This window comes from Streptomyces fulvorobeus, from assembly GCF_013167895.1.
Classification (GTDB): domain Bacteria; phylum Actinomycetota; class Actinomycetes; order Streptomycetales; family Streptomycetaceae; genus Streptomyces; species Streptomyces fulvorobeus.
The window spans coordinates 963,093-988,117 of record NZ_BLWC01000001.1 but is presented as its reverse complement, the minus strand read 5'-3'; the positions used below and the strand labels follow the sequence as shown (position 1 = coordinate 988,117).

Genomic DNA, 25,025 nt, shown 5'->3' with positions numbered 1-25,025 from the left:
CCGCCCGATGGGCCGAACATGCTCCGGCAGCCGCTCATCCCGGCGCCGTGACCACCGCCCGCCGCCCTAACTCAGCGACCACGGCGCCCACTTGTCAGTCGTCGTCGTACTTGCCGAAGCCCGCCTCATTCTTCTCGCCGACAGCACCCTGGGTGTGGTCGGCGAAGCCGCCCACCTCGACCATCAGCGGGCTCTCGTAGGTGTCAGCCGGCTCGGTACGCAACGTCGCGTCCACAGCAACTCCGTTCCTCATGAGCAGGCGATACCTGCCCTCTCATGGGTATTAACCCCTCAGCCCTGGCCCCCCGCAGAGGATCGCCGGTCAAACCACTCCGCCGTGTGATTCCTGAACCCTGGTTCTGTTCATCCTGGAGCTCTGACCTGAGCTGGTGTTTGAGGTTGCGGCAGGCAGATGACCGCCTGGAACAGGCCCGGGTTCCGGGCCGCCCTGGACCTCACGATCAGGCGCATCACGCCTTTCCCGGCCACCCTCGCCCTCGGTGAACGCATCAGCTCCGGAGCCTGCTGCCGGGCCGTCGTCTCCTCCGTGCGTTCCAAGAACCCCCTGTCCTTCAGGGGTTCCCCAGTCCTGGATCTGGTGCCTGGCGCCCCCACCTTCCCCGGACACGCACTGTCGTGCCTGCTCTGGTCCTACCAGGGGCAGGCCCGGATCGCTTTCGGCTCACACACCTCCATGCCGCACATCGGATGGATGCCGCACGCGTGGGAGCAGGCGCTCAAGAAGGTCCGGGCCGGCGCGCCGGCCCGACAGGGTGTGGACGGAGGTCGTCAGCTCTCACACCCGGGCCGGTTTCCAGGACCGGGAGAAGCCCGAACCCGTCTTCCGGCCGAGGCGGCCCGCGTTCACCATCCGCTGGAGCAGCGGGGGAGCGGAGTACAAGGGCTCCTTGTACTCCGCGTACGACTGGTCGGCGCTTCGTATACCCCTGTGACCTGCGCTTCCAGCGGACCCACCTGCTACCGCGGTCCGCGCGGAGACCGGGGGCGTACGCGGAGGAAAAGGCAGTTGAGCGCTCTCCGCGACCGGTCAGTGGGGCTCGGACATCAGTGCGTTGAGTTCGGGGAAGGCGATGCCTTCGGCGATCGAGTCGTAGCCGCCGGTGCCGAAGAGCTCCTGCGCGGCGTGCCGGGCGACGGCGTAGGCGGCCTGCGCCACACCCGAGCCGAGACTGACGCGAGCTACGCCGAGGGCGCCGAGTTCGGCAACGGACGGCGCGCCGGGGCCGGCCATGACGTTCAGCGGCACGGAGACGTCCCTGACCAGCGCCGTGATGGTGGCTGGGTCGGTGACGCCGGGGACGAAGATGCCGTCCGCGCCCGCGTCGACGTACAGGTGCGCCCGGGCCAGGGTTTCCTTCAGTCGGGTGTCCGGGTCACCGAGCCCGAACAGGAAGGTGTCGATACGGGCGTTGAGGAACAGGTCGGCGCCTGCGCGGTCCGCGGTCTGCCGGGCCGCGGCCAGCCGCGTCGCGAGCTCTGCCGGGGGACGGGTGCCGTCCTCGATGTTGACGCCCACGGCGCCCGCCGCGAGCACCCCGGCGACGGTCTCGGCAACGCCGGCTGCGTCTGTCGCGTACCCGCCCTCGATGTCGGCGGTGACCGGCACCGCGACGGCACCGACGATTCGAGCGATCAGCTCCAGCGCCCGATCGCGGGCGAGGAGGTCGCCGTCCGGAGAACCCAGCGACCAGGCGACGCCGGCACTGGTGGTGGCGATCGCGGGGGCGCCCGCGGCCTCGATGACGCGGGCGCTCGCAACATCCCAGGCGTTGGCGAGCGCGAGGGGAGCGGTCGAGGTGTGCAGGGAGCGGAAGAGGATGGCGCTGTCCAGTCGTGACGTGGTCATGGACGGCAGTCAAACATCGGCCGCCCTCCCTCGTCTGGCAAGAATCCGACATGGACGTCGACCGCGCGTCGGGTGGGCGAACGCCCCGGAGATGGTCGCTCCCGGGAAGCGCCGGGCGGCGCCTGCGGACTTCGCTCCGCCGCCCGCGGCAACGGTCAGGACCGGAGGCTGTCCCGGGCTCCCGGCCCGGCTCCGGGACCATGCGGCCCGTGCAGGCAGACTCAGTTGTTCCCCAGGCGCGCGCCGAGGGCACGGATGATCTCGGTGCCGAGGACGGCCTGGCCACGGGCGTTGAGGTGGATGCCGTCGCTGCTCCAGACCGACTCCTCACGGCCCGTCGGGTGGGTCTGCATGTCGACGTAGACCGCGTCCAAGCGCTCGGAGACCGCCCGCATGCGCTGCGACAGGACGGCGAGGCGCTCGCGGGCGACGCCGCGGTAGCGCTCGTCGAAGTGCGGGTTGCCGATGATGTCGAAGAAGCCGGACGTCACCAGGGTGCCGCCCGCCTTGCGCAGGGGGTGAAGAGGGCCTCGAGTTCGTTCTCCGCGGCGTCCGGGTCGAAGACCTTGCGCAGGCCGTCGTTGCCCCCGCACAGCGCGATCACCAGGTCGGGTTCGAAATCCAGCGCCGGCTGCAGCTGCGTCTCGCGGACCTGCGAGGTCACCAGGTCGCGCACGCCGAGATTGAGGTACTCCAGCTCCGGGCGCACCGTGCGGAGCGCGGCGATCACCAGGCTCGACCAGGGCTCGGAGCGGTAGCCGCGGCGCGGTTCGCTGACCCCCTGGGCGACGCTGTCGCCGACGATCACAAGCCGGGACCAGGGCGCACCCCGCAGCAGCTCCGACCCCTCGGCCGGTGACACCACATGAGGATCGTTGCTCTCCGTCACGTCGATGGTTTCCATGTTCCCTTCCTCCTGTGCATCCGGTGTCCCCGGTCAACGATGGCACCCGGGCACCTCGCCCGCTGGCGGAAAATCGACATCACCGGGTCGCCCGCGCGGCGCCTTTCCCGCCCCCGCTATGCCTTGTGCGCGCGGAAGCGAAGCTGGTGACCGCGGTGGTCCCGCTCCACGACGGCCTTGTCGAAGCCGGCCGCGGCGAGCCGCTCCCCGAGATCCTGGGACAGACGACGTTCATGGTGTCGCCGAGGTGCAGCAGGCGGAACGGCAGCGTCAACTGACTGTCGCTGCCGGCGAAGACCCCGCCCGGCCGCAGCATCCGGTATGCCTCCGCGAGCAGCCGGTCCTGGAGCACGACGGTCGGCACGTGATGCAGCATCGTGAAACACACCACGGCGGAGAAACCGGCGTCCGGCAGCGGTGCCGCGGTGGCGTCCCCGTGCACGATCAGCGCCCTGGTGCCCCAGTCCCGTTCGAGGCGGCGCGCGGTCGCCCCGTCGATCTCCAGGGCGGTGAGGCGGGAGACACGTTCCACCAGGACCCGGAGGTTGGCGCCGTACCCCGGGCCCACCTCCAGGACGTCCTCGCCCAGCCCGACGCCCTCCAGCGCCCAGGGCAGGAGCCGACGCCTGGTGAAGGCGGCCCACTCATGTGAACCGCACAGCGTCCGGTGCGCCCTGTTCATTGGCATGCGCCGACGCTATCTCCCCGCACTCCGCCGTCCGCTGACACCGCCGCGCCAGCACGCTGTCAGCGCCCCGGTCTATGTTCCGGCGAGCCCGGTGCCGGTACGGCCGGTGCCCGGGTTCGGCCGACTGCGTGCCGTGGACCCGGTGACGGGCCGGGAGCTGCCCCGCGGCGAGGTAGGTCTGATCCAGTTCTCCGCGTCCGGCCGGTGCCTGACCTGATACGACGGCCCGCGGCTGAGGCGCCCGTCTCAGCCGGATCTCAGGGCCGTCCCAGCCGGGCCCTGAACGATGGGTTCGAGACAGTACCCAGTCCCACTCACGGTGCGTCACCCAGTCACCAAAGGAGTCCGGTGTGATTGTCCTTGGCTACAACGGCTTTACCGACGGTGCCGACACGTTCGGCCGGTTGTACGGGGCGACCGGAATCGACCGGCACAGCATCCTGGGCCATGACGCGGCCGTCGCACTGTCCGTCGACGGGGAACTGGTGGCGGCTGTCGAGGAGGAGCGGCTGAACCGGGAGAAGAAGACCTCCGATTTCCCGGCGAATTCCCTGCGTTGGTGCCTGGACACCGCCGATGTGCGCCTGGACCAGGTGGATGTCATCGCGTTCCCCTGGTCGTTCTCCTCCGACGTCGTGAACGCGATGATCCAGGACATCGGCGACAGCGGCCTGACCGTCGAGCAGAAGTTCGACCGCCTCAGGCGGTTCGGCGAACTCTACGGCGGGCTGGTCAGCAAGGACGCGCTGCACGCCGACTTCAAGCGCCGGACCGGCTACGACCTGCCCGCGGAGAAGCTCGTCCCGGTCCCGCACCACCTGGCCCACCTGATGTGCGGCTACTACCTGTCCGGCGAGCGGGACGCGGCTTTCATGGTGAGCGACGGACGCGCCGAACGGCTGTCCGCCGTCACGGGCGAGGTGCGGGACGGCGAGATCCGGCTCTTCGAGAAGTCGGCCATCGGCGTCAGCCACTCCCTCGCCCTGCTCTTCGGCGAGATCACCCGCTACCTCGGCTTCATGCCCAACAACGACGAGTACAAGGTGATGGGCCTGGCGGCCTTCGCCCCGCCCCCGTCCGCGTCGGCCAACCCTCTCCTGCGCCATGTGGTCGAACTGCACGAGGACGGGCGCTACACCCTCGCCCTCGCCAACGACCCGAAGGGGACCCGCGGTTACTACCCCCTCCTGGACCGGATCTTCGGCGGCGACGAACGGCGTCGCGAGGAGACAGATTTCCGCGCCGAGGTGGCCGCCGCCGCGCAGCAGATGGTCGAGGTCGTCACGGCGCACCAGCTGCGCGCCCTGGAGGCCGGCACCGACCTGACCCAGCTGATCTACGAGGGCGGCCTCGCGCTCAACTGCGTGAACAACGCCAAGCTCCTGGAGAGCACTCGCTTCACCGACATCCACGTCAGCTTCGGTGCCAGCGACCCCGGTGTGGCGATCGGCGCCGCCGTCTACGCGGGCGGGATCAAGGGGCGCTCCCGCCCGGCCCCCACCACCCCGTACCTGGGTCCCTCCTACGACGACGAGCAGATACGCGCCGCGCTGGCCGAGCGTGCCGACGAGGTCGAGTGGACCGAGCTGGACGAGGAGTCGGTGGCCGAGCAGACCGCCAAGCTGCTCAGCGAGAAGACCGTCGTCGGCTGGTTCCAGGGCCGCGCCGAGTACGGCCCGCGGGCCCTGGGCAATCGCAGCATCCTCGCCAACCCCGGCTTCGCCGACATCAAGGACATCATCAACACCCGCGTCAAGCACCGGGAGCCGTTCCGGCCCTTCGCCCCGGTCGTGCTGGAGTCCGAGGCGGACCGGATCTTCGAGATGGGCAAGAAGAAGGCGTCGCCGTACATGACGTTCGTCTTCCCGGTACGGCCCCAGTTCCACGACGTCATCCCCGGCGCCACGCATGTCGACGGCACCTCCCGGGTGCAGACCGTCACAGCCGAGTCCAACCCCAAGCTGGCGGCACTGCTGGAGAACTTCACCGCGCTGACCGGGGTGCCGTGTCTGGTGAACACGTCGTTCAACGTTGCCGGTGAACCGATCGTCTGCTCGCCGGCAGACGCGCTCGGGTGCTTCCTCCACACCGAGATCGACTATCTGGTCATCGGGCGCTTCCTGGTCGTCAAGAAGTGACGGATGTCGACACGGCCCAGCCGGAGCAGTTGGCGTGCCGGCCGGTCAGCTCGCTGCTGGAGACCGTGCTGTCCGAACTGACCTGCGGATCCGGCCGCCCCACCCCGCTGGAGGAGGCATGCATCGCCTCCGTCGAATGCGCACTCCAGCTCACCAGGGCCGCCGCACGGGCCCGGCGGGCACCGGCCGACGAGAGGCTGTCGGTGGACGCACGCGAGGCGCTGGGCGCGGCCCGCGCCTCGGTCCTCGCAGCGACGTGTGCGGTCAGGTCCATCGAGGACCGGCGGCGCGGTCTCCCCTGGCGGGAGGCATGAGTACGCCGGGACGCGGCCACGTCCGCGACGCCTCTCTCACCCGGCGGCTCGCCGAGTGGGCGGCGGGCCTGCGCCACGACGACCTGCCGACACGCATCGAGCAGTACGCGATCAGCCAGGTCATGTCGCACCTCGCGGTGGTCCGGGCGAGTCTGGGCCATCCGCTGGGACGCAAGCTCGTAAGAGCCTTCGGATCACCGGTCGCGCACGATCCCGCGCGTGTGGCGCAGGTGCTGGCGGCGCTGTCCTCGTGCCTGTACTACGAGGACAGCATGTACGCGGGCCATGTCACCCATGCTTCTGTGGGCGTGCCCCTGGCCTTCCGGCGGAAACAGGAGCTCGACGGGCGGGCCCTGCTGACGGCGATCGTCGCCGCGAACGAGTGCGCCGCCCGGGTCACCGCCGCCGCCGCGCTGGGTCCGCTGCGCGGCCAGGGCACCTCGTACACCCAGCTGGTGGGCGCCGTCGCGGGCCGGATGCACGGTGCCGGTGCGCCGCCCGGGCTGTGGACCGGCGCGTGGGGGCTCGCCCTCGCGATGCCGCCGTGGCCATTGCGGCGGGCTCTCATCGGCAGCGAGGCCAAGGTCCTCTCGGCGGCGGTTCCGGTACGGACCGCGCTGGACGCCTGCGACGCCGCCGTCGCCGGGCTCCGGGGCCCGGAGGACATCCTGGAGCACCCGGGCGGCCTGCTCGCCAAGTTCTCCCACGTGCCGTCGCCGGAGGTCGTCACGGCCGGATTCGGCACCCGCTGGCACACCGAGACCCTGACCTTCAAGATGCGCCCGGCCGGCGCGTACGTCGACGCGGCCGTCGACTGCGCAGAAGAGCTGCACGCCCGGCTCTCCCCGGAGGACGTGGCCTCGATCGAGGAGATCGTGGTCTTCGCCCCCCGGCTGACCATCGCCATGGACGAGGACGGCGCCGCCTACATCGACCGCGAACGGTCGGCGATCATGGCGCTCAACGTGTGCGTCGCCTACAACGTGGCCACCGCGCTGCTCACCGGCTCCGTCGGCCCCCTCGACCTCGCCGAACCGGCGACCACCGAACCCCGGCGCTGGTCCCTCGCGGATCGGGTGCGTCTGGAGTACGACGCTGCCCTCAGTCGCGAAGTCGTGCGCGCGACCGCCCCGTTGGGCGAGGCGCTGCGCCAGGCCGGGGTCCGCGGGACGCAGTGGCTCGCCGACTTCATGGGGGACGACGCGGCGGTGGCCGCCGCGGCCGAAGGCCCCCCGAGCAGCACCTTCCAGGAGGCCGGCAAGACCGTGGGCGCCCGGCTGCGGGTCACCCTCCGCGACGGCCGGGTTCTCACCGCGTCCTGCGAGCGGCCACGGGGATCGGCCGGCCCCGCCACGAGGGACACCCACCGCACACTCGCCCGGGAGAAGCTCATGCGGTCCGGCGCCTCGTCCGGGGTGGTCGACGCGCTGGAGGGGATCGCCTCACTCGACGCACGTGAGCTGGACGAGCTGGTGAGCCGCGCGCTGAGCGAACCGCTCCCCACGGGTGGCGCGCGGCCCGCCTCCCAGGCGTCGTACGCCTCCGATCCGCTCATCGGCTCCGGCCTGCCGCACGGCCACTGAACACCGGGACAACGTCCGGCCCCGCGCAGCGCGCGGGCGCCGGGAGAAATGGGGTACCGCGCCATGTCCGAGCACATACCCAGGTTCACTTATCCGACGAAGCGGACCGACCCGCTCGTGCCGCCCGACGTGTACGCGCAGGCGCAACGCGAGGAGCCGGTGTGTCCCATCACCCTCGCCACCGGCGACCCCGCCTGGTTCGTGGCCCGGCACGAGGACGTCCGTACCGCGCTGTCGGACCGGAGGTTCAGCCGGGAGGCACTGTTCAGGCCCGGCGCCGCCCGCGCGCAGGTGGTCGAGCCCGACCCGGACAGCATGCTCACCATGGACCCCCCGCGCCACACCCGGCTGCGCAAGCTGGCCAACCGGGCATTCAGCCCGCAGCGCGTGGAGCGGCTGCGCCCCTACGTGGAGCAGGTCGCCGCCGACCTGCTCGATGCCATGGAGGCCGGGCCGCCCGCCGGTGACCTCGCCGAGGTGTACGCGCGCCCGCTCGCCCTGCGCGTCATCTGCCGCACCCTGGGCGTGCCGTTCGAGGACTACGACAGGTTCGGCGCCTGGTCGGACCGGTTCATGTCCCTCACCAAGTACCCGCCCGAGGAGATCAACCAGGCCAGCCAGGACATGCGGGAGTACTTCGCACAGCTGATCGGCCTGCGGCGTGCGGAACCCGGCGACGACCTGATCAGCGCTCTGGTGCAGATCCACGACGAGGAGGGCGAGCCCTCCGAGGCCGAGATCGTGGGCCTGGGCACGCTTGTGCTGATCGCAGGCCACGACACCACGGTGACCGTGCTGTGCGGCGGGACCGCCACCCTGCTCGGCAACCCCGACCAGCTCGCGCTGTTGCGCGCGAATCCCGCACTCTTCCCCGACGCGGTGGAAGAGGTGGTGCGACTCAACGGCCCCGGCGGCGGGACCGCCATCCGGATCACGACCAGTGACGTGAACCTGGGCGGCACCGTCATCCCCGAGGGCTCGGCGGTCCTCGCCTCGGTCGGCACCGCCAGCCGGGACCCCGAGGTGTACCCCGAACCCGACCGCTACCTGATCCAGCGGGAGAACCGCACCCAGGTGGCCTTCGGACATGGCCCGCACTTCTGCATCGGCGCCGGGCTCGCCCGCGTCGAACTGGCCATCGGCATGCGCGCCCTGTTCGACCGGTTCCCACTGCTGCGGCTCGCGGTACCGCCGGAGCAGCTGCGCTGGAAGGACTTCGCCGCTCTCGGGGATGGGAAGAGCTTCCCGTCGCCTGGGGCTGATCGCGCGATGTCCGCGCACCCGGCCGGCCTCCGGCCCGCGCACCCGCCCGCGGTCGCGTTCTTCGACGTCGACGAGACACTGATCTCGGTCAACAGCATGTCCGGGTTCCTGCGCCACCATGTCAGGGCCTCGGGCAGGCCGCTCTCCGTCTTCGACGAGGCGGTGCGCGGGCTGCGGGCCCTGGCGCAGGGCGGCGCGCCCCGGGCCGACGTGGCGCGCGCCTACTACCGCCTCTACGAGGGGAGTGACGATCGCGAGCTCGCCGCACAGGGCCGGGCCTGGTTCGCCGCCGAACTGCGCTCCGGCGCGCTGTTCCTGACGGAGAGCGTGGCAGCGCTGCGCGAACACCGGCGCCGGGGCGACACGGTCGTCCTGGTCTCGGGGTCCTTCGCCCCCTGTCTGGACCCCATCGCGGAGCAGGTCGGCGCCGACGCGGTGTTCTGCGCCCGGCCCGAAACGGTCGGCGGCGTGCACACCGGCAGGCTCGGCGCCGCGATGATCGGTGAGGAGAAGGCCCACGCGGTGCGCACCCTGCTACGAGAGCGCGGCATTCCCCGGGGCCGCTGTCACGCGTACGGTGACCATGCGACCGACCTGGAGATGCTGCGCGCCGTGGGCCACCCCGTGGTCGTGGGCGCCGATCCGGTGCTGGTCCGGCACGCCGAGGCCGGCGAATGGCGGCGGCTTCCCGGCGCACCGCCCCGCTGACCCTCACGGCCGGGGCCCGGAGGAGTTTTCGGCCTTCGTACCGCCCTCAGCGACCATGTCGGAAACCTGCCAGCGCGGGGCTGGGGTCCTTGCGAGAGTGAAGCTCTACATCGGTACGACGAAGGGCTCAGGAGCCATGGGACATAGCCTGGACAAGGCTGCCCGGAAGCCGAGTTACCCGGTCGTGGTCACGCTCGCCGCGGGCGCCATCTTCCTCTCGATCCTCGACGCCACCGTCGCCAACCTGGCGGTGACGGACATGCGCGACAGCTTCCCCGACGCCTCGGTGACGGACCTGACCTGGGTCATCTCGCTCTACGCCATTGTGTTCGCCGCCTTCCTCGCGCCCGCGGGACGCCTCGCCGACGTGCTGGGCCGGCGCCGGCTCTACATCATCGGCATGGGCCTGTTCACCGCGACCTCGCTGCTCTGCGCCCTGGCGCCCGGCCTCCCCGTCCTGCTGGTCGCCCGGGCCCTGCAGGGCCTCGGTGCAGCGGCCATGATCCCGGCGTCCCTCGCCGTCGTCCTCGCCGATGTGACACCCCAGCGCAGGGGGGCCGCGATCGGGCTGTGGAGCGCGGCGGCGTCCGCCGCCGCGGCGGCCGGGCCGATCCTCGGCGGGGTCCTCATCGACGCCGTCGGCTGGCGCTCGGTGTTCTTCATCAACGTGCCTCTGGGCCTGGCGCTGCTCGCCGGGATCAAGGTGGTACGCGTGCCGGAGCGGACCACGCACGGGCTGCCCGACGTGTTCGGCACCCTGTTCCTCGCGGCGGGCACCGCCCTCGTGGTGCTCGGGGTCACCCAGGGTCAGGAGTGGCAGTGGGCCGATCCGCGGGTGCTCGGCTGTTTCGCCGGCGGCCTCGTCCTGCTGGCACTGGCCCTGCTGCGGGCCCGCACCCACCCCCGCCCCGCCATCCAGACCCGGCTGTGGCGCAGCAGGGTCTTCGCCCTGGCCAACCTGGTCTCGTTCTTCTTCGGCGCCGCGCTGTACGCCTGGCTGCTGGTGGGCGCGCTGTTCCTGGTGGACGTCTGGGGGTACTCGCGGATGGCGGCGGGGCTGTCCATGAGCCCCGGGGCGGTGCTGTCCGCGCTGGTCGCGGTGCTGGTCGGACGGTCGCTGAGCAGGCGCTGTCCGCACCTCGTGGTGTTCTTCGGTACGTCGGCCCTGGTGGGGGCGGCGCTCTGGCTGGCACTGACGCTCTCCTCGCACGCCGCCCTGTGGAGCATGTGGATCCCGGTCGGGCTGCTGGCCGGTGCCGGCATCGGCGCGGTCAGCACGGGCCTGTCCAGCGCGGCCGCGCTGTCCGTGGAGCCGGCGGACTTCGCCGGTGCGACCGGACTCAACATGGCGGTACGCCAGATCGGCGGCGCACTCGGCATCGCCGTACTCGCCGCGATCCTGCCCGCCCAGACCTCCTCATCGCCCACCCCGTACAGCCACGTGGTGTTCTTCATCTGTGCCACGGCCGCCGTCGCGGGGCTCCTCGGCCTCGGACTCGCCTCGCGCCGGGGGCGACCTCGGCCGGACACCGCACCCAGCACCCCCGTTGCCGCCGCTGCGCCCGTCGCCGGCAAGGGCGTGGAGCTGTGACGGCGCGCGGGGCGGCGCCCGCCGTGCGGGAGTGGACCGTCGAGGAACGCGTCGTCGTCCGAGCACCGGCGGAGCGGGTCTACGCCACGGTGGCCAGTATCCGGCGGATGAGCCGGTGGAGCCCCGAGTGCTGGGCCGTCGTCTCCCGCCGCGCCGTGCCCCGGGCCGGTGACCGTTTCGTGGGCTTCAACCGCCGTGGCCGGTCGGTCTGGTTCACCTCCTGCCGGGTGGTACGCGCCGACCCGGACCGGGAGTTCGCGTTCCGGGTCACCTCCTTCGGCCTGCCCATCGCCCTGTGGGGCTACCGTGTGGAGCCCTGTCCGGAGGGGGTGGAACTCGTCGAGTACTGGGAGGACCTGCGCCGCGGCCGGGGCGCGAAGATCGCCGAGTTCCTCGGCAGGGTGTTCACCGGGACCCCGGCCACGGAGCGCGCGGGTGTCAACCGGACAGGCATGCGCCGCACGTTGCACCGGATCCGGCACGTCGTCGAACAGTCGGAACACGCGCGGTGAGCCCGTCGGCCGGCTTGCCCGCCTGATCGGCCGCTTCTGCCCGCACTGCCCTGGCCGGGCCGTCCGCCATCCGGAATCGGGCGGCCTCCCCCTCTTCCAGGAGACTTCCGTGAACGGCGCCCCACTGCCCGAACGACACGACTCCCACCCCGACACCCGCGGCGGGGACCCCACGTCCCTCGCCGACGCACCCTGGCAGCGCTTCGTCGTTCTGGGCGACAGCGGGGCCAGAAGCCGGGGATCCTCCCGGAAGTGTTCTGGCAGCGGGCCCTGGGCGGACCAGGTGGCCGAGGCGCTGCGGTCGCCCCGGCCGGACCTGGCCTACCTCAACCTGAGCCGGGCCGACCATTCGGCCGCTCAGGTCCGGGCCAAGCAGCTGGCCAAGGCCCTGGCTTTCCGGGGCGATCTCGCCGCGGTCGTCGCCGGCGGCCGCGAGGCCCTGCGCGAGCCTTTCGACGTGGACGCCACCGAGGCGGAGCTGCACCGGATCGTGGGTGCGCTCAGGGACTCCGGCGCGGACGTCATCACCCTGGGCCTGTACGGCCCGAGCCTGTCGGCACCGGTGGCCGCCGAGCGCGGCAGCGGACCGCAGCAGCGGCTGCGGCTCCTCGCGGAGCGCACCCGGGCGCTCGCCCTGCGGCACGGAGCGTTTCACGTCGACATGGTGCGTGAACGGGACGGCCGCCGCACCGACGTCGGTGACGCAGCCGTCGCGGCGGCGGTGATCCGCCGACTGGTGGCGCACCTCGACGTGACCCAGGCCGCTTGATGGCGCAGGGTCCGGCCCGGGGCCGACCTCGTTGGCACCCTCTCCGAACCCGTCCCCTGCTGATTGGTGAGCGTCATGTCCGAGTCAGTGATTGTCGCCGGAGCGTCCACGCCCGGCACGGACCCCTCCACGGGCTTGGGGGCACTGCCCCCCGTCACGCTTGGAGCGCTCGTCATCAAGGCGGCACTCGACCGCGCGGGAATCGGCGCCGCTGACGTGGACTACGTGATCGCCGGGCAGGCCCAGGCGCGTCAGGTGGTGCGGCGCGCCCTCATCCCCGACCGGGTGCCGGCCGTGTCCGTCGGCGGGGCCCGGTCCGGTGGACTGAACACGCTCGTGCTGGCCAACCAGCTGATCCGCACCGGAGAGCGGGACGTGGTCGTCGTCAGTGGTACGGATCTCGGTCTCGCCCGAGGCGTGCCGGCGGCGTCCACACGACGCAGACCGCGGGCCGTGACAGCGCGGGCGGCCCCGGGTGGGGCCGTCGAAGGGGCCGATGGTGCGGGGCAGTCGGATCCGAGTGCGAGGTACGGGCTGCCGTGGCGTGTGGACCGCGCGGTGGCCGTCGTCCTGATGCGCCGCGCGAAGGCGGAACACCTCGGCCTGCCCTGGCTGGCCGGGCTCGGCGCCCACAGCACGGTCGTCAGTACCGCCGGCTCGGCCTACGTCCAGGCCGTCCGGCAGATGCTGCGCGACGCGTCCGCGACACCGGAGGACCTGTGTGTCATCGACATACGCAGATCGCTCCTGGCGAGAAGTCAGGACGCGGTGCCCGGTGCGCTGCCCGCCGGTGACCATGTCTGCGACACCACGGGGCTGCGCATGGTCCTGCGGCTGGCGCGGAACCTGCACCGCCGGGGGAGAGGGATGGGCGCCGTGGTCATGTGGGGGACCACTGGGCCGAGGCGGTCATGATCTGTTCGGACGCCGGCTGAGGGCGCCCGCGACCAAGTGTCCCACTTCGTGCCGTCTGCCCGCTGAAGCGTGCGTTTCAGCGGGCTACCAGTGCGCCCTGCGAGATTGCGGGGTATCACTGTCGACGGTCTGGCGGATTCACATGGGAATTTCTGTGCGAGCAACCGTGGAAGACAACGATATCAGTGGGGTCTTACCGTGTGCGCGAGGTGATCGCCGAGATCGTCGACGACGGCCGGCATTCCGAGGTGCGGCCTGCCTGTGCCGGACACCTCATCCGCGCTCACCCGTCCCGACAGCCGTGTGGTCCGGGCAGCGGGCCATCGGCCGGCCCCCGAACCGGGGGTACTTGCACATGCGCGCGAGTGAGAAGACCGTCCGCTCGATGCCACCGATGCCACCGACGCGCCGGAGATCCGGTCGGTGCGGTGCTGATCCGTGCTCTGGAGATTCCTCGCCCTCGCTCCAAGCACGCGCCGCTGTCTGCACGCAAGCCCATCGCATGACCGCTGTTCAGAATGGTGAAACGTTGCCGTAAGCGTCGGGGCAACTGCATTTCAGCCATCCCCGTCGCCAATTCGCCAACTGTACGCGAGTGGCCTTGGCCGGTTTTTCTCGCCCGGACGCCCGGGCGCCCGTTGCCCCGGTTAACCGTAGTGCGTTTCCCGCCATTACGGGGCGGATGCTTGACCGGCCGATGGTCCGAATCCGGTTGAGCCGGAAAGTGTGAGCCCGTATGCTCCCCCTGGAGGCGAATGAGTGTTCTAATCCACTGCTTTCTGTGAGTGGAGAGTACCCGGCCACTTCCCGGCTCATCGGTGACTCATGAACTCATGTCTCTCAGCGGGCCGCAGAGGATCATCATTTTCTGAACCCGTCCGACGGTGTTGGATGCAGCATCCGGCGCCTCAGTCCGCACCTATCGCTACGTCAGGCTGTCGATAAATCGGAGAGTCGGGGTATCAGCGTGCAGATCAGGCTTCTTGGTCCACTTCAGGTGATCGATGGAGACGTTCCCATCGATATACCGGGAGAGAAACTCAGAACCATCATGGCGGCCTTGGCTCTCGCGCCCGGAACCCCGGTGCTTGCGGTGGACCTGCTCGACGAACTCTGGGGCGACCGCCTCCCGAAGACCGCGGAGAACTCTCTCCAGTCCCACATCGCACGGCTGCGCCGCATACTCGCCCAGCAGACCGGAAAGCCCAGTGCCCGGGACCTCATCCGTACTTCGCATTCCGGCTACTCGCTCGATGTCGACCCTGCGGATGTGGACGCCCTGTGGTTCACCCAGGCCGTGGCAATGGCCGGCCAGTATATGGGCGAGGATTACGAGCGGGTCATCAGGCTGCTCAACGACGCGTTCGCCGTGTGGCGGGGACCCGCGCTGCTGGACGCCGGGCACGGGATGATCTGCCGGATCGGCTATGCCCGCCTGGAGGAGACCAAGCTCATCGGCCGCGAGCTGTTCGTCGAGGCGCATCTCGAACTCGGCCTGCACCAGCAGGTGATCCCCGAACTCGAACAGCTTCTCACCCAGCACCCGTTGCGCGAGCGCTTCTGTGAGTATCTGATGACCGCGCTCTACCGCTCCGGTCGGCAGGCGGACGCCATCAGCACCTATCGGCGAGTGCAGCACAACCTCTCGGCGGAACTCGGAATCAATCCGGGTCCCGGAATGCAGAAGAAGCTGAAGGATGTGCTCCAGCAGGAGGAGAACCTCCTGCTGCGCAAATGAGACCGCCCGGCCCCGGTGGCCGCGAGGCGCGTCAGATCGACTTGGTCAGCCGCAGGATGTGCCATACGGCCCGCAGGCTCGCCCCGCCCTCGAAGGCGAGGTACTCCGGCAGCACCAGCTGGGGCCCCCATTTCTCCTTGTATGCCAGTTGGCCGGCAGCGGGGTAGACGGACTCCCCCTTGTCCGCGAGGAGCCGCAGGAACTTGCCCGTCAGAGCGCTGCTCGCGTCCAGTTCATGAGACCGGTCCAGGCCGGTGAAGGGCGTGAAGCCGAAGTGCAGCCACTCGCCACCCTCCTGCGAGAAGGTCTCCAGGGCGGTGGCGTTGATCGCCTCCATCACGCCGGGCCGGGTGTCCGGCAGGCGCCGGCTGAGGTCGTGCAGCCAGCCGGACTGCGACCCGTAGACCGGTGAGTAGGAGATGTAGGCCACCGGCCGTCCGCCGAGGGTCCCCAGAAACAGCCGCCGGTACCGCTGGACCGGGCCGCCGATCTCGCCGACCAGGAACTCGATCTCCTTGACATGCTTGCCCTTGCCCCGCAGCCAGGCCGAGTCGATCTGCGCGGTGCTGTCCCTGTGCTCCGCGAACGAGACCTCCTGGACGTCCAGGCCGCTCCGCCGGGCCTGGGAGATCTTGTTGCGCAGTTTCATGAACCGTGAGCCGCGCAGCGTGAATTCGGGCAGGTGCACCGCATAGGACGAGCCCACCTGGTTGAGCGTGAATCCCTCCCGGGCGTACAACTCGGCATCCTGTCGCTGCAACTGTATTCCCGCAATTTTACGCCGACGCGCGTGCGCGTACGCCCGGAATTCCTGGAGCACCTCTGCCTGGCGTTCCCGGGGTCCGAAGACGCCGCCGAACTGGATGAAGAAGCGGCCGGCCTCCCGATAGGCGACAAGTTCCCCGCCTTTACTGAGGAAGAACTCGTTCCCGGCATTGAGCGCCAGGAAGGCACTCGAATTCTCCGCCCACTTCTGAACTGCGGTCAGTGCGGCCTGAGTGGCCTCGGCGCTCCCCTGCGGTATTTCTGACACTCGGCTCATGTGCCGCACACTCTCCGATCGGCAGGCCAAAGTTTCGCGCAATGTATCGCAGGTCCGCCGCAAGCCGACTGAAGTCGCGGCGTCAGCGGACTGTCAGCGGCTTCTCAGGCGTTCTTGTGAGGATCGCAGCCGTGGCCTGCACCGGCTGACTGGGCCGGTTGCACACCGAAGGAGTGAGCGTGGGAAGTACGCAGTTGTATCAGCGCCAGCTTCAGGACGGTATGCGTCAGATTCCCGCGCGCATGCGCACCTATCAGTCCTATGTCGGCGGACAGGAAGTGCCGGGCGAAGACTGGGTCTACGTACTCGATGCGGATACCCTGCTGGACGACGTATTCGGCAGCCTCACGCTGAAAAGGAAATTGGAGCAGGGGCGCACCGCACCGGACGATCTGCCGGCGACCGTCGTCGGGCGTGTGGCCAAGGCCGACCGCGCCACGGTGCGGCGGGCCGTCGAGGCCGCGGCCGTGGCGGCCCCCGTCTGGGGCGCCGTTCCCCCGGACGTCCGCATCGACACGGTGGGCCGGCTCCTGCACGCGCGGCTCGCCGCGCACGCCGAGGACATCGCCGCCGTCCTGGTCGAGGAGGGGCACCCGCTGGCTCTCGCCCAGTGGCAGGTGTCCGGGATGCTGGAGTGCTTCGGCCCGGAGTCGATCGGCTTCTACCGCTCCCAGATGCTCCAGGAGTTCCGTCGCGGCGAGCGCCGCATCCAGGTCCGCAGGCAGCCGGACGGCGTGGTCTGCCTCAACCCGCCGCAGAACGCGCCGCTCTCCAGCGCCCTGCTCGGGGTGACTGCCCTGATGGGCGGCAACGCCCTGGTGGTGCGGGCCCCGCGCAGCGCACCGCTCGGCGTCATGTACGTCATGCAGGAGTTCGTGGTGCCCGTACTGGAGGAGGTCGGCGCCCCGCCCGGGACACTGAACGTCGTCTGCGGCGACCCGGCCCCGATGCTCAACTGCTGGCTGGAGCACCCCGCGGTGGACGACATCATCTACTTCGGCAGCAGTGAGAACGGCCTGAAGTTCGAGGAACGGTGCATCTCTGCGGGAAAGAAGCCGATCCTGGAACTGGCCGGTAACGACGTCGTCACCGTGTGGAAGGACGCCGACGTCGAACTGGCGGCCGAAGCCCTGACCGAGAGCTTCTACGGCTCCGGCCAGCTGTGCATGATCCCCAACCAGGTGCTGGTCCACCCCGAGGTGGCGGACGCACTGGTGGAGAGCCTGATCCGGCAGATCGGCCACATCCGTCCGGGCCACCCGTGGGAACCCGATGTGCTGCTGACGCCCGTCCTGCGTAACGAGAAGTTCTTCGCCTGCCTCCAGGACGCCCGCGACAAGGGCGCCGAGGTGGTCTGCGGGGGACACGCCATGCAGCTCGACGAGACCCGCGACCCCAATGGCATCTTCCTCGAACCGACGGTGGTCGTCGTACGCGGCGTCGAAGGGGCGCGCGAGCTGGAGGCCGTACGGCACGAGACCTTCTTCCCGCTGCTGCCCATGGTGATCGCCGAACCCGCTCCGGACGCCGAGCTGTTGGAGACCTTCATCGGTTTCGTCAACTCCAATCACTACGGGTTGCGCAACTCGCTGTGGGCGAAGGACGCCTGGGTCGTCGACACCTTCGTCGCCCGTGTCCGCACCGGCGGCCTGTTGAAGGTGAACGACTCGCACATCGGCTTCCTGCCCTATCTGCCCACGCACGGCGGGACGGGCCTGACCGGAGGGGTCTTCGGCGAGGCCAACTACCCCATCCTGCGGACCTCGCACCTCCAGGGCGTGAGCATCAGCACCGGGTCCCGGCCCAGGGACGCGGTCTTCGGTGCCTGGCAGACGCTGATCAACGAGCGCCACTGAAGGGCGGCCCTTCCGGGGGACCGGGGCCGGACCGGGCCCCGGGGTCCGCACAGAGATGTTCCCAAGGAGACGACGTCATGCGCTCAATGAACACGGCCCGGCGCACCTGCGAGAAATACCTGCCCGGCCTGCTGGGCAAGCTCGAAGAGGTGCCACTGGCCGACCTGGAGAAGCCGGGCAGCCCGGCCATCGGCCTCTTCCGCTCGCACGGGGGCCCGGGGCTCGTCATCCCCTGCGCGTACTCGGGAAGCGGCGCCACGCCCCTGGAGGCCGTCGCCGTCACCATCGCGCTGGGCGCCACCGCCCCCTCCCTCGCGGTGGCCACCACCATGCACCACTTCTCGGTGGCCACACTCTTCTCGCTCGCCGACAGCCTGCAGAGCGGCGGAGTCGAGTGGGCCCTGCTCGAAGGCATCGTCGAGCAGCGGCTGCTGGTCGCCTCGGGATTCGCCGAGGGCCGCCCGGGCCGGGGCATCCTCAGCCCCACCGTCCAGGCGCGGCCCGCCGAGAAGGGCTACTTCATCAGCGGGTCCAAGAAGCCCTGCAGCCTCTCCGGTTCGATGGACCTGCTCACCGCGAGCGCCGCCCTGCCGAACGCGGACGGCACCACCGACATGGCGGTACTCCTGGTGCCCCGGCAGGCGGAGGGCCTGACGGTGGAACCGTTCTGGTCGAGCTGGGCCCTGGCCGGCGCCGAGAGCGACGAGGTGCGGCTGGAGGACGTCTTCGTCGACGAGCAGCAGGTCATGCGCACCGAACTCGGCGACGCAGGCGAACTGGACGAGCTCCAGACGGTCGGCTTCATCTGGTTCGAACTGCTCATCACCGCCTGTTACGTCGGCATGGCCGGAGCGCTGGTCGAACGGGTCGTCGAGGGCCGCCGCGGCACGGACACCGAACGCGCCGAACTCCTCGCCCGCTACGAGACGGCCACCCTCCTCACCGAGGGCACGGCCCGCATGATCATGGACGGTTCGGTCGGCAACGAGGGCCTGGGCCGGGCCCTGGTCGCGCGGTACGGGGCGCAGGACGCGATCCGGGACGCCGTGGGCCGCGCGGTGGAGCTCCTCGGCGGGATGGCCTTCATCGGCTCCGGCGACGTCGCTTATCTGGCGGCCGCCTCACACGGCCTCTCCTTCCACCCGCCGTCCCGTTCCACCTTCACCGAGCCCTTCATCGAACACACCGATGGCCGGCCGCTGCGTCTGGCATGAGGAGCGTCGTGACCACTGTCCTGCCCGCACAGACACCCGGCCGTGAAGAGATCGGCCGGCTGTACCGCACTCGCCTGAGCAAAGGGCGTGCCACTCTCGGCGAACTCCTCGGCGGCGAACTGGAGACCGAGTCCCAGGGTGCCTGGGTGACCACCGCGTCCGGCCGTCGGCTGCTCAACTGCGGCGGCTACGGCGTCCTCCTGATGGGCGCGCGCCACCCCACCGTCGTACGGCACGTCGTCGAGCAGTTGCACCGCAACCCGGTGGCGACCCGGGTTCTGCTCGAACCGCAGGCGGCGCTGGCCGCCGACGCACTGGTGGCCAAGGCCCCGCCGGGGCTCGACCGGGTGCACTTCGCCTGCTCGGGCGCCGAGGCCGTGGAGACGGCCATCAAGATCGCCCGCACCCGGGGCAAGGACCGGCTGATCGCCACCCACGGCGGCTACCACGGCAAGACCATGGGCGCGCTCAGCCTCACCGGCAAGGCGCTGTTCCAGGAGCCGTTCCGTCCGCTGCTCCCCGGCACCGCCCACGTGCCCTACGGCGACGCGGAGGCCCTGGCCGAGCAGCTCGAAGCGGCATCCGGCCGGGCCTGTGTGGTGATCGAGCCGGTGCAGGGCGAGGCGGGTGTGGTCATCCCGCCCCCCGGTTACCTGCGGACGGTCCAGGAGCTGTGCCGCACCCACGACGCGCTCTTCGTGCTGGACGAGATCCAGACCGGGCTCGGCCGCCTCGGCGCCTGGTGGGGTGCGGACGAGCAACAGCTGACCCCGGACGTGCTGCTCAGCGGCAAGGGCCTGGGCGGCGGCATCATGCCGGTCTCCGCGGTCATCGCGCGGGCGGAGGTCTTCGCAGCCTTCGACCGGGACCCCTACCTGCACACCTCGACCTTTTCCGGCATGCCCCTGGCGATGGCCGCCGTACGCGGCGCGATCGAGGCCATCGAGGAGGAGGACCTGATCACCCGGGCCCGCGACCTGGGCGCCGAGATCCTCGACGGCCTGCGCCGGATCGCCCAGGAGACCTTCGGCGACCTCGTACGGGAGGTACGGGGCCGGGGACTGCTTCTGGGCATCGAGTTCACCGAACCGGGGCCGGCCGGAGACCTGCTGGTCGAGCTGATCCAGCAGGACGTGGTGGCCAACCACTCGCTCAACTCCCATCTGGTGCTGCGCTTCACCCCGCCCGCCGTCCTCTCGCCCGCCGAGGTGCAGTTCCTCCTCGCGGCGTTCGAACGTGCCTGCCGTGTGCAGGCAGCCCGGTATGTCCCGACTTCCGAAGGTGGCACCGCCCATGCGTGGCGTTGACGTGACCATCGGCGTGCCCGGTATCGCTCCGCACGCCGTATACGACCGGGTGACGGAGTTCGCCCGCTATCCCGATTACGCGCCGGTGGTCCGCTCGGTCACCGTCCACGGCATCAGCGGGGTGGAGGAGACCAGCGCCTGGGAGGTGTACTTCCGCAACGGCATCCTGCGCTGGACCGAGTCGGACCACTTCGACCATCAGGCCCTCACCGTCACCTTCGCCCAGCTCGACGGGGACTTCGAGTCGTTCGACGGTGTCTGGAGGGTCTCCTCCGACGGTGACGAGGTACGGGTCGTCTTCCGCGCGGAGTTCGACTTCGGCATCCCCAGCCTCGCCGGCATCCTGGAACCGGTCGCCGAGCGGGTCATCAAGGAGACCATCGCCCGGGTGGTGCTCGGTCTCTTCCCCACGGGTTCGGTGCTGGGCGACGAGGCGCTGGCCCGCGCGGTCGCCGCCGCCGCGCCGGCCGTGCCCGCGGCTCCCGTGGCACAGGTCGGCTGATGGACACCAAGAACCTGTTCATGACGCCGGTGACCGCACGGCTCGTCCGGGCGGAGTACGGGCTTGGTCTCGTCGTCGCCGCGGTCGCGTTCCTGACCCACCTCGGAGAGGTCCGGTGGCTGCCCGCCATCGCACTGTTCCTGTACATCGACCTGATCGGCTACATCCCGGGCGCGATCCAGTACCGGCGCCACAAGGGCGAGCTCAGCAAGACCTACTACATCCTCTACAACGTGATGCACTCCCTGGTGGTCCAGGGGCTCGTGATCCTGGCATGGATCTGGCTCTGGGGTTTCGAGTGGGCGCTGCTCGCGATTCCCATCCACCTCTTCGGGGACCGGGCGCTGTTCGGGAACTACCTCAAGCCGTTCGGCGTGCGCTTCGAACCCGAGATCCACCAGGCGTACCGCCGCTTCCGCAGCGACTTCGAGGCCGCGGAGACGGCCGGCGGGCACGGCGCCAAGAGGCTGGGAGCGATGACATGACCCTGGCCACGCGACGTCCGCCCGCGTCTGCCCCGGCGACAGCCGAGGCCGCCGTCATCAACACGATGCGCCACTTCGTCACCGGGGTGACGGTGCTCACCTGCGGAGTGGGTGACGAGGCCGAGGGTGTGACGGTCAGCACCTTCGGGACCGTCCCGGGGAACCCCCGATGGTCTGCGTGATGCTGCGGGCCGGCAGCCGCGGCCTGCGGGCCGTAGCCGGCAGCGGGGTCTTCGTCGCCAACAGCCTCGCGGCCGGGCAGGAGCCGCTGGCCCGGCACTTCGCCCGCCGCACCCGCCCCAGCGGACTGGGCCAGCTGCCCCCGGAAGCATGGCTCGGCGTCCGCGCCGACGAGGTGCCCCGGATCAGTGGCGCCGTGGCCTGGCTGGAGTGCAGCCCGGAACTCACCGTCCCGGTCGGCGACCACGAGCTGGTGGTCGCACGGGTCGTCGCCGCCGTGCACCGCGGCGGCGCCCCGCTGGTCAATTTCGCCGACGAGCTGCACGCAGGCCCGTCCGCGTCCGCGTCCACCTTCCGCCACGCGGGAAGGGATGGAGAGGAAACCTGATGACGACACCGACGACCGCGACGCCGGGCATCCCCGCCGAGGCCGACTGGGAGCGGGCCCCCTCGCTCCTGGACGGTGCGGAGAGCCTCGAACTCACCCCGGCCGACTGCAATCTGCGGTACTGGCTGAACGCCGTTCCGCACGGGACCCTGCGCGGCAACCTCCTCGGCCACGCGCCGGACGTCCGGCCGCTGGACGTGGTCAGGAGGCCCGGCCCGCTCAACGACGCGCTCACCCGGGAGCTCGCCTACCGCTCGGTCGCCGAGGAGAAGGCAACCCGGGCGATCGGCTATCTGACCGCGCTGGCGCCGGACAACGACACCCTGGAGTTCTACGCGACCCAGCTGATCGACGAGGCGCGCCACGCCATGGTGTTCCGCAGCCACCTGCTCGAACTCGGCGTCCCCGAGGAGGAGTTGTTCAGTACGGTGGCCCGCCTCGCCGCCACCGACGAGGAACAGATCCTCGTCCCCCTGGAGAATCTCGGACTGCGCCTGCTGCGCGACGAGCGGGACTTCATCGGCGGCGTCCTGGTCCTGACCGTTCTCGTCGAGGGCGTCCTGGCACCGGCCGCCGAACTCAGCGAACGCAAGTGGCGGGTCTTCGACCCGGCGGCCGCCGACATCGAACGGGGCGCCGGCATCGACGAGATCCGTCACCTGACGGTCGGCAGCGCCATCGTCCGCGACCACCTGCGCGCCAACCCGCACGACCGGCCCCGCCTCCTGGAGCTGATCCGGGAGGGATACGCCCTGTGGGACAAGCTGCCGACGACCGAACAGCTGATGGGCCGCGAGGAGATCTTCCAGCAGGGCGTCGAGCAGCACCGGGACCTGCTGGGCGACTACGAGATCTGGCCCGGCCGGCGTCTGGCGGACACCACCGCCCAGGAGCGGCTGGAGACCGGACACGAGTGGGCCACGCGCATGCAGCGGTCCCGGCTCACCCACATGGGTCTCGAGGAGGCGATATGAGCGCCCTGGACAGGACCTCCGGCCCCGCGTCGGCCGAGGAGGCGGAGACCGCCAGCCTTCAGGAGGTCACCCGGCTGGTGCGGCAGGCCGGGCTCATGGACGCACAGCCCGTCTACTACACGCTGAAGATCATCGCGAATCTGGTGCTCCTCGCCGCCGGCTGGACCCTCTTCGCACTGATCGGCGACAGCTGGTGGCAGCTGGCCGTCGGCGTCTACCTCGCGGTCTGCTTCGGCCAGACGGACCTGGTCGGACACGACGCCGGGCACCGCCAGATCTTCCGCACCCGCAAGGCCGGCGACGTGATCGGCTACCTCCACGGCAACCTGCTCACGGGGGTCAGCTTCGGGTGGTGGGTCAGCCACCACACCAAGCACCACAACCACCCCAACCACCTCTCGCTGGATCCGGACGTCCTGCGCCGGCAGGTGATCTTCGACGCGAAGGACCGGACGAAGCGGACCGGCACCGTCGGCCGGTTCATCGTGCGCCACCAGGCGTGGATGTTCTACGTACTGATCCTGATGGAAGGGCTGCGCCTGCACGCCGCGGGATACGTGGCGGCACGCAAGGGCGCCCTGAAGCGCTATGTCGCCATGGACCTGGGTCTGCTGACGCTGCACCTGGCGGTCTACCTGACCGTGGTCTTCACAGTCCTCCCGGCAGGCATGGGCATCGCCTTCGTCGCAGTCCACCAGGGTGTCTTCGGCTTCTACATGGGGCTGATGTTCGCGCCCAACCACAAGGGGCTGCCCGTGCGCGACGGCGAGGAGGAGGAACTGGACTGGCTCACCCGGCAGGTGATCACCTCCCGCAACCTGGTCCCCAACCGCGTCACGGACTTCTTCTACGGCGGGCTCAACTACCAGATCGAGCACCACCTGTTCCCGTCCATGCCCCGCAGGAACCTGCGCCGCGCCCAGCCGCTGGTGAAGGACTACCTGGTGCGCAACGGCCTGCCGTACGCGGAGGAACGGCTGCTGCGGTCCTACCTGAACGTGGCCGACTACCTCGGCGACGTCAGCCAGGAGGTGGCCACGCTGGAGCGTGCGGAGCCGGCCCGGGGAACCCGTTGAGCGCCGGCGCCGCGGTGCTCTGCGGCCTCGGCACCTGGCTGCCGCCGAACGCCGTCACCAACGACGACCTCGCCCGGGAGCTGGACACCTCCGACGAGTGGATCCGCAGCCGTACGGGCATCGGGACGCGTTACGTCGCTGACCCGTCCACAGCCACCTCGGACCTCGCTGTGGAGGCCGGCCGGCGCGCGCTGAAGTCCGCCGGGACCGAATCAGTGGATGCCGTGGTGCTGGCCACCACCACTCCGGACCGCCTCTGCCCGGCCACCGCGCCACTGGTGGCGGCTCAGCTGGGCCTGGGAACCGTGGCCGCCTTCGACGTGGGGGCGGTCTGCACCGGCTTCCTGTACGCCCTGGCCGCCGGGGCCGGACTGATCGCCGCCGGCACGTCGGACAGCGTGCTGGTCATCGGGGCGGACATGTACTCCGGCATCCTCGACCCGGCCGACCGCTCGACCCGGGCGATCTTCGGCGACGGTGCCGGTGCCGTGGTCCTGCGGTCCGGGGACGCCGGCGAACCCGGCGCCCTCGGCAGGCCGGTGCTCGGCAGCGACGGCACCGGGAGCGACCTGATCAGCGTCCGCTCGGGCGGCTCGCGCGAACCGCTGCGCGCACACACCGCGGACGAGGCGGACCCGTACTTCCGGATGGCGGGCAAAGCCGTCTTCCGCAACGCCGTGGAACGCATGGCCGAGGTTTCGCTGACCGCGGCGCAGCGGGCCGGCTGGGAGATCGGCGACATCGACCGGCTCATCGCCCACCAGGCCAACCTGCGAATCCTGCACGCCACCGCGGACCGGATGCGGCTGCCGCGCCATCGGTGCCCCGTCCACCTCGATCGGGTCGGCAACACGGCGGCCGCCTCCATCCCCCTGGCCCTCTCGCACGCCGTGACCACGGGCGAGCTGCTCCCCGGCCACCGCACCGTGCTCACCGCCTTCGGCGGCGGTCTCACCTGGGGCGCCTGCACCCTCCGCTGGCCCGCGCTCACCCCCGCATGACCCCGCGAGT

Annotated in this window: 26 protein-coding genes and 2 pseudogenes; 21 read left to right on the top strand and 7 right to left on the bottom strand. The window is 70.6% G+C overall.

The annotated features are described in order from the left end of the window. Positions 1-94: 94 nt before the first annotated feature. Positions 95-235 (bottom strand): burhizin family lasso peptide precursor, encoded by a 141-nt coding sequence (locus Sfulv_RS04355; RefSeq protein WP_173311593.1) that lies wholly within the window; start codon positions 233-235, stop codon positions 95-97. Positions 236-412: 177 nt separating this feature from the next. Between Sfulv_RS04355 and Sfulv_RS31400 the strand changes: the two are divergent. Further along, positions 413-733: pseudogene (locus Sfulv_RS31400) on the top strand (WS/DGAT domain-containing protein); the annotation flags it as partial. A gap of 63 nt (positions 734-796) precedes the next feature. Here the strand turns inward: Sfulv_RS31400 and Sfulv_RS04345 are convergent. The 5 genes and pseudogenes from Sfulv_RS04345 to Sfulv_RS04325 all read right to left on the bottom strand — a co-directional run. After that, positions 797-934, bottom strand: a pseudogene (locus Sfulv_RS04345) (3-hydroxyacyl-CoA dehydrogenase family protein); the annotation flags it as partial. A gap of 114 nt (positions 935-1,048) precedes the next feature. Then, positions 1,049-1,867, bottom strand: coding sequence for an isocitrate lyase/PEP mutase family protein (locus Sfulv_RS04340; RefSeq protein WP_173311590.1), 819 nt, complete (start codon positions 1,865-1,867; stop codon positions 1,049-1,051). Between the two features lie 221 nt (positions 1,868-2,088). Next, the gene (locus Sfulv_RS04335) at positions 2,089-2,358 is read right to left on the bottom strand and encodes an SGNH/GDSL hydrolase family protein (RefSeq protein ID WP_173311587.1); all 270 of its coding nucleotides are present in this window, start codon (positions 2,356-2,358) and stop codon (positions 2,089-2,091) included. Then, on the bottom strand, positions 2,355-2,771 hold the full coding sequence (locus Sfulv_RS04330; RefSeq protein WP_173311584.1) for a GDSL-type esterase/lipase family protein: 417 nt from the start codon (positions 2,769-2,771) through the stop codon (positions 2,355-2,357). Before Sfulv_RS04330 ends, Sfulv_RS04335 begins: the two co-directional genes overlap by 4 nt. A 79-nt stretch (positions 2,772-2,850) precedes the next feature. After that, the gene (locus tag Sfulv_RS04325) at positions 2,851-3,459 is read right to left on the bottom strand and encodes a class I SAM-dependent methyltransferase (RefSeq protein WP_256668807.1); all 609 of its coding nucleotides are present in this window, start codon (positions 3,457-3,459) and stop codon (positions 2,851-2,853) included. On the opposite strand from Sfulv_RS04325, the gene Sfulv_RS04320 reads away from it, so the two are divergent. From Sfulv_RS04320 to Sfulv_RS04275, 10 genes are all read left to right on the top strand, one after another. Next, a complete protein-coding gene (locus tag Sfulv_RS04320) occupies positions 3,458-3,676 on the top strand; it encodes a hypothetical protein (protein ID WP_173311581.1) in 219 nt (72 codons plus the stop codon). The genes Sfulv_RS04325 and Sfulv_RS04320 overlap by 2 nt on opposite strands. Positions 3,677-3,809: 133 nt before the next feature. Beyond that, positions 3,810-5,597, top strand: coding sequence for a carbamoyltransferase family protein (locus tag Sfulv_RS04315; RefSeq protein WP_173311578.1), 1,788 nt, complete (start codon positions 3,810-3,812; stop codon positions 5,595-5,597). Further along, positions 5,594-5,911: a hypothetical protein gene (locus Sfulv_RS04310; RefSeq protein WP_173311575.1), complete on the top strand. Its 318-nt coding sequence runs from the start codon at positions 5,594-5,596 to the stop codon at positions 5,909-5,911. The genes Sfulv_RS04315 and Sfulv_RS04310 overlap by 4 nt, the downstream gene beginning before the upstream one ends. Further along, complete coding sequence (locus Sfulv_RS04305) at positions 5,908-7,494, top strand: MmgE/PrpD family protein (RefSeq protein WP_173311573.1); 1,587 nt, start codon at positions 5,908-5,910, stop codon at positions 7,492-7,494. The genes Sfulv_RS04310 and Sfulv_RS04305 overlap by 4 nt, the downstream gene beginning before the upstream one ends. A gap of 63 nt (positions 7,495-7,557) precedes the next feature. Then, complete coding sequence (locus Sfulv_RS04300; RefSeq protein ID WP_173311570.1) at positions 7,558-9,465, top strand: HAD-IB family hydrolase; 1,908 nt, start codon at positions 7,558-7,560, stop codon at positions 9,463-9,465. 97 nt (positions 9,466-9,562) lie between these two features. Beyond that, positions 9,563-11,056 (top strand): MFS transporter, encoded by a 1,494-nt coding sequence (locus Sfulv_RS04295; RefSeq protein WP_218578034.1) that lies wholly within the window; start codon positions 9,563-9,565, stop codon positions 11,054-11,056. Beyond that, entirely contained in the window at positions 11,053-11,568 is a 516-nt protein-coding gene (locus Sfulv_RS04290; RefSeq protein ID WP_173311565.1) for an SRPBCC family protein, read from the top strand. The genes Sfulv_RS04295 and Sfulv_RS04290 overlap by 4 nt, the downstream gene beginning before the upstream one ends. Positions 11,569-11,677: 109 nt before the next feature. Further along, positions 11,678-12,337: a GDSL-type esterase/lipase family protein gene (locus Sfulv_RS04285; protein ID WP_173311562.1), complete on the top strand. Its 660-nt coding sequence runs from the start codon at positions 11,678-11,680 to the stop codon at positions 12,335-12,337. A gap of 75 nt (positions 12,338-12,412) precedes the next feature. After that, the gene (locus Sfulv_RS04280) at positions 12,413-13,252 is read left to right on the top strand and encodes a thiolase family protein (RefSeq protein WP_173311559.1); all 840 of its coding nucleotides are present in this window, start codon (positions 12,413-12,415) and stop codon (positions 13,250-13,252) included. Between the two features lie 967 nt (positions 13,253-14,219). Beyond that, positions 14,220-14,990: an AfsR/SARP family transcriptional regulator gene (locus Sfulv_RS04275; RefSeq protein ID WP_173311556.1), complete on the top strand. Its 771-nt coding sequence runs from the start codon at positions 14,220-14,222 to the stop codon at positions 14,988-14,990. Positions 14,991-15,021: 31 nt separating this feature from the next. Here Sfulv_RS04275 and Sfulv_RS04270 read toward each other — a convergent pair whose 3' ends face one another. After that, positions 15,022-16,032, bottom strand: a complete 1,011-nt coding sequence (locus Sfulv_RS04270; protein WP_173311553.1) for a bifunctional lysylphosphatidylglycerol flippase/synthetase MprF — start codon at positions 16,030-16,032, stop codon at positions 15,022-15,024. Between the two features lie 242 nt (positions 16,033-16,274). On the opposite strand from Sfulv_RS04270, the gene Sfulv_RS04265 reads away from it, so the two are divergent. From Sfulv_RS04265 to Sfulv_RS04220, 10 genes are all read left to right on the top strand, one after another. After that, entirely contained in the window at positions 16,275-17,888 is a 1,614-nt protein-coding gene (locus Sfulv_RS04265; RefSeq protein ID WP_173317575.1) for an aldehyde dehydrogenase family protein, read from the top strand. 77 nt (positions 17,889-17,965) lie between these two features. Continuing rightward, on the top strand, positions 17,966-19,102 hold the full coding sequence (locus Sfulv_RS04260) for an acyl-CoA dehydrogenase family protein (RefSeq protein WP_173311550.1): 1,137 nt from the start codon (positions 17,966-17,968) through the stop codon (positions 19,100-19,102). Positions 19,103-19,110: 8 nt separating this feature from the next. Further along, a complete protein-coding gene (locus tag Sfulv_RS04255) occupies positions 19,111-20,409 on the top strand; it encodes an aspartate aminotransferase family protein (protein ID WP_256668806.1) in 1,299 nt (432 codons plus the stop codon). Next, positions 20,396-20,911: an SRPBCC family protein gene (locus Sfulv_RS04250; RefSeq protein ID WP_173311544.1), complete on the top strand. Its 516-nt coding sequence runs from the start codon at positions 20,396-20,398 to the stop codon at positions 20,909-20,911. Before Sfulv_RS04255 ends, Sfulv_RS04250 begins: the two co-directional genes overlap by 14 nt. Beyond that, positions 20,911-21,396 (top strand): hypothetical protein, encoded by a 486-nt coding sequence (locus Sfulv_RS04245; protein ID WP_173311541.1) that lies wholly within the window; start codon positions 20,911-20,913, stop codon positions 21,394-21,396. The genes Sfulv_RS04250 and Sfulv_RS04245 overlap by 1 nt, the downstream gene beginning before the upstream one ends. Further along, positions 21,393-21,578: a flavin reductase family protein gene (locus Sfulv_RS04240; RefSeq protein WP_173311539.1), complete on the top strand. Its 186-nt coding sequence runs from the start codon at positions 21,393-21,395 to the stop codon at positions 21,576-21,578. The genes Sfulv_RS04245 and Sfulv_RS04240 overlap by 4 nt, the downstream gene beginning before the upstream one ends. Beyond that, entirely contained in the window at positions 21,566-21,964 is a 399-nt protein-coding gene (locus tag Sfulv_RS04235; RefSeq protein ID WP_173311536.1) for a flavin reductase, read from the top strand. The genes Sfulv_RS04240 and Sfulv_RS04235 overlap by 13 nt, the downstream gene beginning before the upstream one ends. After that, the gene (locus Sfulv_RS04230; protein WP_173311533.1) at positions 21,964-22,938 is read left to right on the top strand and encodes a VlmB-like protein; all 975 of its coding nucleotides are present in this window, start codon (positions 21,964-21,966) and stop codon (positions 22,936-22,938) included. Before Sfulv_RS04235 ends, Sfulv_RS04230 begins: the two co-directional genes overlap by 1 nt. Then, positions 22,935-24,014 carry a fatty acid desaturase family protein gene (locus tag Sfulv_RS04225; protein ID WP_173311530.1) on the top strand — a complete coding sequence of 360 codons (1,080 nt, stop codon included), beginning with the start codon at positions 22,935-22,937 and terminating at the stop codon, positions 24,012-24,014. Before Sfulv_RS04230 ends, Sfulv_RS04225 begins: the two co-directional genes overlap by 4 nt. After that, on the top strand, positions 24,011-25,015 hold the full coding sequence (locus Sfulv_RS04220) for a beta-ketoacyl-ACP synthase III (protein WP_173311527.1): 1,005 nt from the start codon (positions 24,011-24,013) through the stop codon (positions 25,013-25,015). The genes Sfulv_RS04225 and Sfulv_RS04220 overlap by 4 nt, the downstream gene beginning before the upstream one ends. Positions 25,016-25,025: the final 10 nt, after the last annotated feature.